This window comes from Stieleria bergensis (assembly GCA_007745635.1).
GTDB lineage: Bacteria > Planctomycetota > Planctomycetia > Pirellulales > Pirellulaceae > Stieleria > Stieleria bergensis.
Window position 1 is genome coordinate 5,354,816 of record CP036272.1, and the last position, 14,173, is coordinate 5,368,988.

The following is a 14,173-nucleotide window of genomic DNA, read 5'->3' on the forward strand; positions in this document are numbered from 1 at the left end:
ACAGCCACAACAAAACCCTCCCCGGCCGGCCATTGAGACAATCTATTTCCCGCCTTGCAAATCGGCAAACGCATCAGCGCGCCACCACCACAAACCGGCCGACCCTTGTATGTTACATTCTAGTGGCGTTTCGTTGGACACTACAGATGCAGTTGCTTTAGCCTCTGAGCGTAGCGAAGAGGCTAAAGCAACTGCGGCCGACGGCAGATCGTTGACCCTCGAGTGCTGCAACGCAGACACTGTGCGGGAGCTGGATCGTCGTCGGCCTTTGGTAAATAGCCCGAACAGCCGCCTGAGCCGAGACAAGCTCTCGAGCTCGCATTTGCAAGGAAGGGATACATCCAAGATGAGTTTTCAACACTTTATCGGAATCGATGTCTCAAAAGCCAAGCTTGATCTCGCGTTTGATGAACAAGCCACGACAACAGTCGTTCCCAATGATCCAAAGGGAATTGATGAGCTAGTGGATTTGTTGCCAGAAGCGAAGTCTTGCCTGATCGTAATTGAGGCCACTGGCAACTACGAACGTCCACTCGCTGTGCGACTTGTTGAAGCCGGCCATGTTGTCTCTGTGGTCAATCCGAGACAAGTGAGAGACTTTGCCAAAGCGATTGGAAAATTGGCAAAGACTGACAAGATCGACGCACGCATCATCGCACTGTTTGGGAAATTGACGAGGCCTCGAGCCGTCGCCAAAACCAAGCAATTGCAGGGTGAATTGGATCAGCTTGTGACTCGAAGAAGACAGTTGATCGGCACCAGAACTGCCGAGAAGAACCGACAGGGACAAGCCGTGTCCGGAGCGGTTCGCAAGAGCATTCAGCGCGTTCTCGATGCAATCAACAAGGACATCAAAATGATTGATCGTGAGATCCAAAAGCTTGTGCAGTCTGATGATGACTGGAAGCATCGCGCCGAATTACTTGGGACGATGCCTGGTATCGGCGATGTGACATCAGCAACGATCATTGCAGAGTTACCAGAGCTTGGCGACCTGAACCGACAGGAAATCGCCTCGCTCGTTGGACTAGCACCGTTCAACCGGGACAGCGGGCAGATGCGAGGCAAGCGTTCGATTTTTGGAGGCCGTGGATCAGTGCGATCGGCGCTCTACATGGCCGCACTGAGTGCTCGCCGATACAACCCAGCGATCGCAGCCTTTTCCAAGAGACTGGCCGAACAAGGCAAGCCTCCAAAGGTCGTTATTACCGCATGCATGCGCAAAATCCTCATCACACTCAACACAATGGTCAAAACAAATACAGCATGGGAAAATCCACAAAACGCTTGACATCTAACACAGCCGCTCCCGCAAGCGGGAGGATGTTGCTGAAAGACCTGCCGTCTGCTTCTTCACCGCAGGCGAATGTTTCGCAGTTCCAATTCAGGCTGTGCCGCACCTGGAACCGAGAACCCAACCTTGCCGCTGCCTTTGACTTCTGGCGCAGCAAGATCGTAAAGGACCTGATGGTTCAACCAAACCTGACAACGGTCTCCAAAGACTCGAACCCGACAGTGATTCCAGCCTTGTTCACGGAGTTGTACTAGACGGCCTGCTTGATTGCTCGCCGTCGGATGCAGCGACACACTGGGTCCATTGACTTGATTGCCGTCTAATTTGGCATGGTAAGAAAGCAAGAGCGGTTGCCTGGCACTGGATTGAAATTCAAAGGCCAATTCGAAGTCTTGCAGCGTCTGTGCAGTGGACAGATAGAACGACTGATGCCCACGAAAACTCAGCAGGCCAGCTAGCTCATTCGCGCCCCCTTTCTTGGCGCCCCAAACCCAATCACTCAACTGATCCAGCGACTGCCAACGATCTCCGTCTCGAAGTTCAATTAGTTGCTCCCGCAATTCAGCTTTGACCGCAACATACCCAGGGTCGCTCGCCAAATTCTTGGACTCATACGGATCGCTGCCAAAGTCATACAGTTCCTCTTGTCCGGTGCTGGTCAGCGAATAGCGAAACTGCTTGCTGCGAACAGAGAAGTGCGGGTACAACGTGCCGCCAAACTTGGTGTGCTGGCTGTGATCCTTCCCAGGAAGAGCCGTGATGGCGACCGATGGACCGTCCCATTTTCCCTGTGGTTCTTTCAACAGTGGCACAAGGCTGTGGCCATCAAGAGGATAACCATTGCCACTCTTGTTCGGCTCGGTTGGTAGCTGACAGATTTGATTGAAGGTTGGATAGACATCGATCAATGAAACGGGCTGATCGCACTTAACGCCTTGTGGCATCCCGTTCAATCCAGCCACGATCAATGGAATCTTCGTGGCGCCGTCCCACAGCGTCTGCTTGTAGAGATTTTCCTTTTCGCCCATGTGAAAGCCATGATCACTGGTGAGGAACACGACGGTATTGTCGCGGTACGGGCTTCGATCTAAAGCGTCCAGAACCTCTCCGACTTGATCATCGATGAACGCAACACAGGCCATGTAGGCTTGCAGCCATTGCTTGTACAGATCGGGATGCTCTGGATGCTTATGCAGCATTTGATAGCGGCGAAAACCATACAGCGACTGATCACCCAGCGTTGGTGCAGTGTCCGCCAGATCGTTCTCCAAAGCGGCTGGCAACTTGATTTCATCGATCGGAAAACGATCAAAATACTTCTGCGGCGCGTATAACGGTGTATGGGTTCGCACCAAACCGGTAAAGAGCGCAAAGGGGCGTTCGTGTTTCTCCGCCAACACATTGGCACTCCAACGAACCACCATTTCATCCGGCATCAGGTCACGATCATCATCACTCTGATACCGCCAAGGCTTGCCACTGAGAGTCCAGCCTTTGTAGCCCGGAACGCCGTTCGCTTCGTCTTTGGGATAGTGCGGAATCTGTGACAGGGGTCCAAAAGTATGTTCCCACTTGTAATCCATGTACGGATCAACGTCATAGAGGAATAGCTGATCGGGATGGGGAATGTAGCCGCGTTTGTTTTCAGGGCGCCCATCCCAAGGCCAAGGGCCGATATTGCCACGCGGTCCTTGCCGCTTATAAACCTGATCGTCCTGATTGCCGTGATAGATCTTTCCAGTCCCAAACACGTCGTAGCCACCGTCGCGCAGATGCCGCGTCAGTGAAACGCTGGACCGCAACACCTCATTTTGACGCCAGTTCTCAAACCAGTACAAACTGCTGGTCTGCGGATAAAGTCCAAACAACATGCTAGACCGCGAAGGAGCACAGATGGGATCATTGCAGTGAGCATTCGTAAACGTCACCCCACGAGCCGCCAGACGATCAAAGTTTGGCGTCGGCACCAATGGTTTGCCATCAGGTTGAAGAGGCAAATCATTCAGATCATCAACGATGATGAACAACACATTGGGACGAGCTTGCTGAGCTTTCGCCGAGTGCCCTTGGGCAACCATCATCAAACCCACCAGGAACAAGATGAACGTCGCAGATCGCATGCCAAAGTAAGTCATAGAACAGAGACCAAAGGGAATCGAGAAACAAGCCAAAAGGCGTTGCAGAGCAGCAGGGCAGTCAGGCCATTTTGATCACCGCTGCCCCCAGATTCCAGGTGAACGCGCGTGGCCGCTGGCTGGATTGGTCAAAAACAGCTCTTGTGACGGCGATCCACTGCCAAACAACCTCTGACAACACAGGTGGACAGAGCAGGCCATTCTGCAGGCTGATGGTCTGCGTTCATTTGACAGATCGAAAGCGAGATTCCCGTTCACAACAGACTTGCCGATTTGCTAGGCTTTTAAAAATCACTCTCCACGCACGTGGCCGTTGTGAAACAAGGCAGTTTCACAGGCTTGAAAGGAATCACACGGATGTTGCTTCGAATAGGCAAACCGCCTGTCGCACCGCTGCAGCTTGCACTCATCGGCTGGGTGGTCAGCCATTGCCTGGCAACACTGGTGAGCGCCCAGGAATTACCGCCACAGCAAGCTTCAACACAACAAGCTTCAACTGCGCATTCATTCAGCGCCGCTCCGCCAAGCTCAGGGTTTACCGCCAGGCCGGACCAGCCGCCGAGTTGGGATCCCTACCAGACGCCCGACGGACCAGCGGCTGTGTTTGATTCCGCTGCGAGCAATGCCGTTGATCCTTATGCTTGCGACACGCCCGTCACGCGAGACACTGTTCTTGACCGGAGCACCTCGCTTTCCAAAGCCCAGATTCGCAAACTGATGATGCCTCGGCTTAGCTTTGCAGCCGACTGGTACGGCGAAGCAGACGATGTCTCGCTCACTCGCTACGCGACGCGCGTCACCATGCCCACGTATCCGTTCTTTGGCCCGCCACCGCCAATGATCAATGTTGGTTTCTCCTACACGGACCTGAACGCACCGGCGGCCTTAGACTTGCCAACAGATCTCTACGAAACCTCGCTGACGGCATCATGGATTCGGAAATGGAACCAGCGTTGGTCTTTTCGCTTTTCTGCCGGAACGGCGTTTGCCACCGACAGTCACAACGAAAGCGGCGACAGCTGGCAGTTTCGTGGCAGTGCGTTTGCGATGTATCAACCGAACGAGCGCTGGAACTGGACCTTCGGTGCTCTGGCTTTGGGGCGCAACGACATCCCAGTGCTCCCTGCAGTCGGACTGATCTATCAGCCCGGCCCTGATTGCCGGCTGGACCTGATTTTTCCCCGCCCGCGTTTAGCGTACCGATTGGTGCAAAACGGTGACAGAGAACAATGGGCGTACATCGGCACTGGCTTTAGCGGCGGAACCTGGGGCTACAGACAACAAAACGGCACCGATGACCAAATCACGTATCGCGATTGGCTGGCGGTCGTCGGGTGGGAATCAACACCGCGACTGGCCCCTGGAATACCGTTTGCATTCGGACGCCGAGTGAACTTCGAAGTGGGCTATGCCTTTGGTCGACGATTCGAGTTTGAACGTGGGCGAGCGGACATCGACCTGCCCGGGGCAGCAACGCTACGCGGCTCGGTCAGGTTCTAGCGCATCAAAAAAAACCGAGGTCGAAACCCCGGCTCTTTTTGCTTCATCGATTCTGCCGTGCTGCCTGGCTTGACCACTCAGGCAGCAACATAAACGCAAGCTTACTGAGGCGTTTCAGCGTTGACGTCTAGCAATTCAACCTCGAAGACCAAGACTTCGTGAGGGCCAATGCGTGGTGGGCTTCCTTGAGGACCGTAAGCCAGGTCGGAAGGAATGTACAACATCCACTTGTCGCCCTTCTTCATTTCTTGCAAAGCCATTTGCCAGCCTTTGATGACTTGGCCGACAACAAATTGAGCGGGTTGCCCACGTTGCACGCTGCTGTCAAAGACATCGCCGTTGGTTAGCGTCCCGGTGTAGTGGACGGTCACGCGATCGGTTTGCTTGGGCGAAGCGCCGTCGCCTGCTTTGATCACTTTGTACTGAAGGCCACCCTTAAGTTCCTTGACGCCTTCTTTCTTAGCGTTGGCTGCCAACCACTCTTCGCCCGCTGCTTTGGCTTTGGTGACGGCTTCCTCTTGACGTTTTTGGAACAGACCGCGAAGGCCTTCTTCGATCGCTGCCATTTCTTCTTGGCTGAACTTTGGCTTGTCGCCAGCCAATCCGGCCTTAAACCCGGCAACCAAACCATCGACATCTAAGTCGCCAGCCTGAATGTTGCTGGAGTTGAAGTTGCCGCCAATGTTGAAGCCGATCAGATAAGACATGTCAGCTGCGGTCGCAGGCTTAGCGTCTTGCGCAGGTGGAGCGGCTGCAGGATCTTGTGCGTTGGTTGATACAGTCATGAATGTGATTGCCGAAAGGGCCAGCAGGCAACGAAACATCGTTGATACCTTGGGATAGTGGTGCGAGAAACATTCGTTGCGATTGTCTGCTGCTGACACAACGACGGAAGCGTTGACGAAACACCACGTTGGAATCGGTTCGGAACGTGACCGGAACCTCTCTCACGCTAAACTCGTCGGACCTTCCGAAAGGGGGGGTAAGGGTGCAGGTGATTTAAGCCGTGCAGCGGTGGTGACCTAAATCAATGGCAAAGTTATCACCAGTATGACCCAACCGGCAAGAGGGGGAAACCGTTGCTCAGAAGAATCTGGACGATCCCCGCTTGCCACCGGCAAATTCAAGGCAAAACCCTCGCTCCGACGCCCAGACCGCAAGCCAGGCGGTTGCTGAGGTCGATATCCTAGCTAGTGAACGACGCGACTGAACCCACCGGAACTGCCCAGTGTCTTGCTTGGTCCCCGAGCCTGACCAGTGGCCGCGAGTCGTCAAACCTGCCCAGCATCGTTAATAACCCGAGGCGAACCATGGACCCCGAACGGATTGACCCAACGCACTTGCCCCCCGAAGCGATCGGCGACTGTGAAATGGAACGCCCCCATCCGGCCGACGAACCGATCGAGCCGCCGGCGCCCAAGCGAAACGCCAAGCACTTGCTGGATTCGATGCGAAACGCAATCGATCGCTTACAGAAAGACCAAACCGCCAACGGCGATTTGAAAATCCTGGAACGCACCCTGCGCGAACTGCGCCATGCGTTCAAAGTCTTTCGCCCCTATCGCCGTCGCCGCAAAGTCACCGTGTTTGGATCGGCACGAACAAAACCCGATCACCCGGATTACCAGACAGCGGTGAAACTGGGCCGAGAAATGGCCGGCCATGGCTGGATGGTGATCACGGGCGCCGGTGGTGGAATCATGGAAGCCGGGCATGTTGGCGCCGGACCCGATGCCTCGATGGGCCTGAACATCATGCTGCCCTTTGAGCAAAGCTCCAATCACATCATCGAAGGTGACCCCAAATTGGTCACCATGAAATACTTCTTCACACGCAAACTGATGTTCGTCAAAGAATGCAGTGCCGTGGTTTGCTGCCCGGGAGGTTTCGGAACACTCGACGAGGCCATGGAAACGCTGACCTTGATGCAAACCGGCAAGCAGGCGCTGCTGCCACTGGTCTTATTGGACAGCCCCGGAGACGACTACTGGGCGGACTTGGGCAGTTTCATCGACAAGCAATTGCTGAAGGGTGGCATGATCAGCCCCGAAGACACCTCGCTGTACATGATCACCGATAGCGTCGAAGAGGCGATCGATGAGGTCCTGAACTTCTATCGTGTCTATCACAGCATGCGCTATGTGCGTGATCAACTGGTCATTCGATTGACGCGCCCGCTGAGTGCTAAAACAATGGAAACGATCCAAAGCCAATACGCGGACATTGTTGTCAAAGGTGGCTTCTGTCAGTGCCAAGCACTCCCGGAAGAAGCCAGCGAACCAGACCTGGCCGGACTGCCTCGTTTGACGTTCCAGTTTGACCGACGCAACCTGGGCAGGTTACGGCAACTGATCAACGAGATCAATTCCGACGAGGAAACCGAGTGAGCGCCCGTTTTTGGCGGAGCCAGCAATCCCAGCAAGAACCGCGGCGCTGAACTCTGCCGCGTGCGGGAGGGTGTTGATGAAGGGGCGTGGCGAACGCCAAAACCGCAAGGTGCCGTGCTTGCACGCGCCAAAAAACCATGGCAACGCCAACGGCAAGCAGCCACAACGGAAACCCTCCCCAGCCGGCCATTGAGACAACCGATGCCACCGCCTTGCGAATCTGTCAAACCACCAACAACACAATGCAGGAGGGTGTTTCAGTGGGCGACCCCTGCCTAGGCTAAAACGCTAATGGATCGGCGCATGAAGAAACCCGCTGCTGGCTTGGCAACAACGGGTTTGGGCGCATCGGACGATTGCTCGCCCTATCGTTCTCGATAGGTGATTCGACCTCGGGTCAAATCATAGGGCGACAATTCCACGCGAACTTTGTCGCCAGGAACGATCCGGATAAAGTGCTTGCGCATCCGCCCTGCAACGTGAGCCATGACTTCGGAACCGGTCTCCAATTGGACACGGAATCGAGTATTGGCCAGTGCCTGAGTGACAGTGCCTTCGACTTCGAATGCTTCTTCTTTCTTTCCCACGAAAATCCTTCCGGGTGCTTAACGTTTGCTGAACTGGACGCCACGACGGGCACCACGCAAACCTGGTTTCTTCCGTTCCTTCATTCGTGAGTCACGAGTCAGGAAGCCACCATCGCGTAGGACATCGTGCAACGCTTCGTCAAAGCTGATCAGTGCACGAGCCAAGCCCATGCGAACGGCGCCGCTTTGTCCGGTCATTCCACCACCGCTGACGCGGACGATCAAATCGACCTTACCGTCCAACTCGGCGGACTTCAGCGTTTCAATGATCGCTGTTTGATCCTGAACGTTGACGAAGTATTCTTCCAGAGGCTTACGGTTGATAACGATCTTACCTTCACCACTGCGAACACGAACGCGTGCAACGCTGCTTTTGCGTCGACCGGTGCCTAGAGCGTCACCGTTGATCTTGTCTTTCTTGACCAGGGTCATCAGTTCGAATGCTTCAATAATACAGGAAATGGATGTGTTGATGCCAGAACAGGCGACGACTGCCGTTGGAGAACGACTGGGGTCGCCAGTAAGATCCTGGACTTGCCGGTGCCAAGTGGAAGGGCTTCAGCCGCTCAGACCACTTTCTTTCCAGTGCGAACCATAGGCTGCGGGTTCTGAGCCGCATGCGGATGCTCTGCACCAGAGTAAATCTTTAACTTCTTAATCATCTGCCGCGCCAACTTGTTCTTGGGCAGCATGCGACGCACGGCGTGGAAGATCAAGTCTTCTGGCTTGCGTTCTTGGCGATCCCCGTAGCTTTCCAGACGCAGTCCGGGATAGCCGGTGTACCAGGTGTAGTGACGATCGCCCATCTTGTTGCCAGTCATGGCAACCTTCTCAGCATTGGTCACAATGACGAAATCGCCACAGTCAACGTGCGGAGTGTATTCGGGACGATGCTTGCCCATCAGAAGAACAGCGATGTCACTTGCCAAGCGGCCCAGAACTTCATCGCTTGCATCAACGATGTGCCAGCTCTTTTCGACTTGGCCGGCTTTGGCCATGTAAGTTGGTTGCGCAGTCACGGGAATGTTTTACAGCTGTTGGGAATTGCGTTGGCACCCATCGAGAGCTCATGCTCGGAATCAACGTCATCGAACGCAATGACGGGAGCCAGAAATCCAGTGTTTTGGTTGCTTCGACAGCACCGCAGGTTACCTGCGAGACAGGTTCCTACGCGACAATCACCGCGAGAGACCTCAGCAGGAATGTTGTGCTGTCGCCTAATTGCCCAAAAATGCGTAAAATTCACACCTGGGCGAGGAATCGGGAAGGGTATCGCCCCAGACCAGCCCCGGCAAGTCCTTTTGGGCGTTTCGCTTCCGAAAACGTGTTTCCACAGAGCAGCTTGGCCGCCAATCTTACCATTTCTGATTCGCCCTCAGGACCTGGCGCTGTGAACAACCCGCATCGACGACGCAGCCAGTGAGCTGCCAGCCAAATGAGCTGCCAGCCAATCGCCCGCCTCGCCGGCAAACAATCCCTTTAGCCCTCGAAACGACGCAGATAACGCTCCAGTTTCAACTTGCGACGTGCACTGTCGCTGGTCATGTAACGCAGACTGCCAAACACCGGTCGCTTGGGCCCCCAAGCACGATCGTATCGTCCCAGGACCCATAAAATCCCACTGTACGAATTGGGATCTCGCCCGTCCAAGGCGTACTTATTGTTCAAATGCTCCATGAATTCAAAGGACTGCTCGGCGGATTCGGTCCACTGGTAAATCAGTTTGCCCCACAGCATCCGCAAGTAGTTGTGCATCCGCCCGGTTTGCCGCAATTGCCGCTGAGCAGCGTTCCAGACCGGATCGTGCGTCCCGGCTTCTTCTAGCTCTGACAGACCATACAAGTAGGGGCGCCGATCACGGGCGGTTTCCTGAATGCTTTTTTTGGCCCAATCCGGCAGCGAACGCAGGTTGTCAAACCGATCGGGATGCCGCACGGCCATGTTGAATCCGAGCTCACGCCATGTCAGGACCTGATCGAGAAACCCTTCAACGGCCAGGGAAGTGCCCCAGAAGCCTTGATTCTTGCCGATCGCATCCCCCAGTTTCTCCGGCCGCCAGCTTTCGCTGGCCAAGACATCACGGACCAACTGATGAGCACTGATGTGTCCAAAATGAAGGAACGGACTCATTTGCGAACTCCCATCGCAATCGGGCTGGTTGCGGTCCTGATCGTACCGGCCAAGCCCCTGCTCTAGAAATCCTGTCCAGCGCCGCTGTGCTGAGGCTGCTCCGCCTTCCAGCGTTTCAACGACCGCCACGGAGTGATCAATCGGCAAGTCATGCAGCCCACCGGGGCTCAGCAATCGCTTGAGATCGGCTCTCTCCCAGTGCTCTGTGACCGATGGTGGCAACTGACGCAACTTGGGAAGCGAGACCCCTTCCAGCGGATCCGCCTGCGGCATCTGGTCGAGCCACTGAATCACATTGCGATGCATGTGCCGGCGGTAACTGTGGGCGACAGTAAAGGTTCTTTCCGCCAATCGCATCGGAATCACGGTATTGCTGTCCACCAAACTCAACCGCACCGGCAATCGTTTTGCCACCGCGCGAACCATCGCTGGATAAAAGAAGTACGGTGCATCATCGCTGATCACCTCGCAAGCAGTTTCCGCGAAGGCAGCCAGCAAGCTATCGTCACCCGGCTTGGATTCAACATCGGATTCAACAAACGGGTAATAAGTCACCGCACGGCCTTCAAACGCCGCTGCATTGGCCCGCATGCCTTCGATCAAAAAACGGTGAAAGCGATCGCTGGCCCAGCGGTATCGCAAACGCAGGGGCTCAAGCACCACCAGAGGCTTTTTCAGCTGCTGAGCCCGCTCGACGGCATGCTGCAAAGCAAAGTTAAACCGGGGCCGTCTAGCAGCGACCATCCAGTACAAAACAAACCTCCCGTCGGAGTTGACCGGTTTCGAATTGACCGAATGAAGGCGTTCTGCGGCAATGCTCATGTTCAACTGCTGTCCTGGGTGTGATTCAGAACTATTGTTTGCATTCGGCAAGCAATTCCAACTGGCGACGCAACTTGGCCGTTGCCCCGCTCGGTTTTTTGACGTTTTTCAACTACGCTGGCGAACTGCCCCCAAGGAGTAAACGTTCACCTGACGACCAGCGGTGAAGGCCTGAACCTGACGCCGCCTCCAAATTGCTCAGACGACAGACCATCGAACACGGCATGCAACTGAATCACGGCATGCAACTTCAAGGAACAACGGATAAGGAAGCACCGTGACCCGCAACCTCCTTCGCAAGAAACGTCCGCTGCTGCTAACCCTGTGGGCAATGTTCACAGCAGCGGCTGTTTATATCGTTGGCATGGCGGCGTACCAGTCAAAAAACTCACCCATCAACGACTTCCAAGGCCTGCTGGCACCACGCTTAATCGATGTCGTGCTGGTGACCTGGCTGATGTACTTCTGCAGTTCGATCGGCAGCTTCTTGAACGTCGTGGCGTGGCGAATGCCACGTGGGGAAAGCGTTGGCGGTCGCTCTCATTGTCCACGCTGTGCCAACGCCCTGCTCAATCGCGACAACGTTCCCGTGCTGGGCTGGATCTCACTGCGTGGCCGTTGCCGGTTCTGCTCACTGCCCATCTCAACCCGCTACCCGATCGTCGAGTTCCTGGTCGGTTTAACCATGACCTTGGTGGGCTTTACCGAACTGAATCGGCTGTCATTGCCAAACGACATTGTCCATGCTCATGCCGGCCCCGCCTGGTCGCCGCTGTGGACAGGCCCCATGATTGGCATGATGTGCTACCACGCAACGGCTCTTTCGATGAGCTGGGCGATGGCTTTGATCCGCCTTGATGGCACCAAACTGCCTGGCAAGCTCATGGGGATCATCCTGGCCGGTTTGGTCCTCCCAATGATCGCCTGGCCCACGGCAATGGTGGTGCCTTGGCAAACCCTTCGCCCCGGAGCCTGGACTGCAGAGGGTCAATACACGGATGCCATCATGCGTGTGATCACAGCCTTTGTTGCCGCTGCATTTGCCGGCCGTGTGGTTGGCAACGGACTGTGCCCCAATGCCGACTTAAAGCTTGACCCACTGGGAAAGGGGTCAGGTCGATTGGTCGATCTGATATGGATGCTGTTCGTCCCAGCGATTCTGTTGGGCTGGCAAACACTTCCCGCGGTGGTGCTGATGGCGACCGCTCTCAGCCTGCTGACCAAGCCACTGCTTGATCGCATCGACATCAATCAACGCCCCGCAGGCAAAACCATCCAAGCACGCGGCATGATGGAACGCTTTTCGTTTGCCATCCCGATTGCCACCGCATTGCACTTGGCGTTTTGGCACCCACTGTGGTCGCTGCCGTTTTGGCCCAGCGATCACAGCGGCACAACGCCCATCATGATCGCCACTCTATTCATGCTGGCCGTCCCGATGGTTTTACGTGACACCCAGCCAACGCCGGCTAGCATGGACCTGCCGCCGGTGGATGACGATGAACTTAAAAACGAAGACGCTGCTGATCAAGACGCTGCTGATCAAGACGCTGCTGACCAAGACGCTGCTGATCAAGACGCTGCTGATCAAGACGCTGCTGATCAAGACGCTGCTGATCAAGACGCTGCTGATCAAGACGCTGCTGATCAAGACGCTGCTGATCAAGGCAACGCGGACAACAGCAACACTGCCGCCCACCAGTCGCCACCGCTTAACGAGGCCACGGGCTGTGACCTTGATTCGCCTTCTGATCCCGTCGTCGGTGACTCATCAACCGACCAGTTGCCACAACAGCATCGCCAGGGTGAATCCGACCAGTGAGATGCAGGTACTGATCACGCCCCATGTTTTCAGCGTCTGACCCTCGGACATATTGAAGTACCGCGAGATCATCCAGAACCCGGAATCGTTGACGTGTGAAAAGCCCGTCGCACCGGCCGCAATCGCCACGCTGACCAGCGCCAATTGGGGCTGTGACATGCCCTCGACAAAGTTCACCATCAAGCCAGCGGCGGTCAACATGGCGACGGTCGCCGACCCCTGAGCGATTCGAATCAGTGTGGCAAAGATCCAGGCCAACACCAGCACGTTGATATCGTACTGCGAAAACATCACCTCAAGTGCTTCGGTGATTCCGGTCGCTTTCAAGACACCTTTGAACACGCCACCGGCACCAGTGATCAAAATGATGATCCCAGCGGGGCCGAGCGCCTTGGTGGAGATCTCAAGGAGTGCTTCACGATCGACTCCTCGGCGAGTGCCCAGGAAGTACAAGGCAAACACCGTGGAGGTGAGCAAAGCGATGACCGGATGCCCCAAAAACGTCAAGAACTGAATCACGAAGGGTTGCTGCGTCAGAGCATCTTTGACCCACAAGCTCTGGGCGCTGCTGAACTTCGCTCCCGGGTGTGTCTGTGACAACCATTCTGTCAGGGCTTCTTTGCCCGGAACTCCCGACGCCACCCACTGCTCGATCGTTGTGTTGATCAGAATCAATCCGATCGGCAACGCGATCAAGGCCAAGATAAACGAAATCGGTGGCAGCTTGTCTTTGGCAACTTGCTCGGTGGCAATCGGCTCGGGCATCTTGACGTCAACAAACTTTGACAACCAAATGCACAACGGTGGACCACAGATCAACGCCGTTGGAAAACCAACCAACACGCCAAACAAAATGACCCAGCCCAAGTTCACATTCAGGAAGTACGCCACCGCAACCGGTCCGGGGGTCGGCGGAACAAAACCATGAGTCACCGCCAGCCCGGCAACCAATGGCAAACCAAAGTGCAAAAACGGACGCTTGGTATCACGTGCCAAGGCAAACAACAGCGGCGCCAAGATCACCAGTGCGACGTCCAAGAACACGGGAATCGAAATGACAAAGCCCGTCACCAACATCGCCCACGGCGCATGCTTGGGCCCGAACTTTTTGACCATGAAGTTGGCCAGCGATTCCGTGCCACCGCTGCGTTCCAAAATGGCTCCAAAGATCGCCCCGATCCCAATGATCGTGGCAATAAAACCCAACGCTCCTCCCATACTGTCAACAATCGTCTGAGCGACCTGAGTGATCGGAACTGCCTCGGGATTGACCAATTTACTGGTCGCAGCCACTAACACCGAAACGATCAGCAATGCCAAAAACGCCGAGAGCTTGAGCCATAAAATCAATACCAGCAGTAACACAATGCCAGCGCCCAGCAAAGCGATCATCTCCCCTGTCGCAGGGCCATCCGTGACGGCCTGAGTCGAGGCTTGAGCAAACAGAGTTGAAATCGGATTCAAATAAGCGTCAATCAAGGTGGGGCACCCAAGTA

Annotated in this window: 11 protein-coding genes; 4 read left to right on the top strand and 7 right to left on the bottom strand. The window is 55.4% G+C overall.

Annotation, left to right across the window (positions count from 1 at the left end; translation table 11 throughout):
- Positions 1–346: 346 nt before the first annotated feature.
- Entirely contained in the window at positions 347–1,291 is a 945-nt protein-coding gene (locus SV7mr_RS18745; protein WP_145268727.1) for an IS110 family RNA-guided transposase, read from the top strand.
- 62 nt (positions 1,292–1,353) lie between these two features.
- On the opposite strand, the gene SV7mr_RS18750 is transcribed toward SV7mr_RS18745, so the two are convergent.
- Positions 1,354–3,429 (bottom strand): sulfatase-like hydrolase/transferase, encoded by a 2,076-nt coding sequence (locus SV7mr_RS18750; protein ID WP_145275611.1) that lies wholly within the window; start codon positions 3,427–3,429, stop codon positions 1,354–1,356.
- 357 nt (positions 3,430–3,786) lie between these two features.
- Between SV7mr_RS18750 and SV7mr_RS18755 the strand changes: the two genes are divergently transcribed.
- Positions 3,787–4,929 (top strand): DUF6268 family outer membrane beta-barrel protein, encoded by a 1,143-nt coding sequence (locus SV7mr_RS18755; protein WP_145275613.1) that lies wholly within the window; start codon positions 3,787–3,789, stop codon positions 4,927–4,929.
- 101 nt (positions 4,930–5,030) lie between these two features.
- Here the strand turns inward: SV7mr_RS18755 and SV7mr_RS18760 are convergent, their stop codons facing one another.
- Entirely contained in the window at positions 5,031–5,714 is a 684-nt protein-coding gene (locus tag SV7mr_RS18760; RefSeq protein ID WP_145275615.1) for a BamJ family beta-barrel-assembly machinery protein, read from the bottom strand.
- Positions 5,715–6,239: 525 nt separating this feature from the next.
- On the opposite strand from SV7mr_RS18760, the gene SV7mr_RS18765 reads away from it, so the two are divergent.
- Positions 6,240–7,316, top strand: a complete 1,077-nt coding sequence (locus SV7mr_RS18765; protein ID WP_145275617.1) for an LOG family protein — start codon at positions 6,240–6,242, stop codon at positions 7,314–7,316.
- 365 nt (positions 7,317–7,681) lie between these two features.
- On the opposite strand, the gene infA is transcribed toward SV7mr_RS18765, so the two are convergent.
- The 4 genes from infA to SV7mr_RS18785 form a co-directional block, all read right to left on the bottom strand.
- The gene (gene infA / locus SV7mr_RS18770; protein WP_145275618.1) at positions 7,682–7,903 is read right to left on the bottom strand and encodes a translation initiation factor IF-1; all 222 of its coding nucleotides are present in this window, start codon (positions 7,901–7,903) and stop codon (positions 7,682–7,684) included.
- 18 nt (positions 7,904–7,921) lie between these two features.
- Positions 7,922–8,335: a 30S ribosomal protein S9 gene (rpsI, locus tag SV7mr_RS18775; RefSeq protein ID WP_145275620.1), complete on the bottom strand. Its 414-nt coding sequence runs from the start codon at positions 8,333–8,335 to the stop codon at positions 7,922–7,924.
- A gap of 134 nt (positions 8,336–8,469) precedes the next feature.
- Complete coding sequence (gene rplM / locus SV7mr_RS18780; RefSeq protein WP_473163652.1) at positions 8,470–8,922, bottom strand: 50S ribosomal protein L13; 453 nt, start codon at positions 8,920–8,922, stop codon at positions 8,470–8,472.
- 460 nt (positions 8,923–9,382) lie between these two features.
- The gene (locus SV7mr_RS18785; RefSeq protein ID WP_419187596.1) at positions 9,383–10,855 is read right to left on the bottom strand and encodes a cryptochrome/DNA photolyase family protein; all 1,473 of its coding nucleotides are present in this window, start codon (positions 10,853–10,855) and stop codon (positions 9,383–9,385) included.
- Between the two features lie 277 nt (positions 10,856–11,132).
- On the opposite strand from SV7mr_RS18785, the gene SV7mr_RS18790 reads away from it, so the two are divergent.
- Positions 11,133–12,677 carry an A24 family peptidase gene (locus SV7mr_RS18790; protein ID WP_419187597.1) on the top strand — a complete coding sequence of 515 codons (1,545 nt, stop codon included), beginning with the start codon at positions 11,133–11,135 and terminating at the stop codon, positions 12,675–12,677.
- Here SV7mr_RS18790 and SV7mr_RS18795 read toward each other — a convergent pair.
- Positions 12,627–14,156 (bottom strand): GntP family permease, encoded by a 1,530-nt coding sequence (locus tag SV7mr_RS18795; RefSeq protein ID WP_419187598.1) that lies wholly within the window; start codon positions 14,154–14,156, stop codon positions 12,627–12,629. The genes SV7mr_RS18790 and SV7mr_RS18795 overlap by 51 nt on opposite strands.
- Positions 14,157–14,173 lie beyond the last annotated feature (17 nt).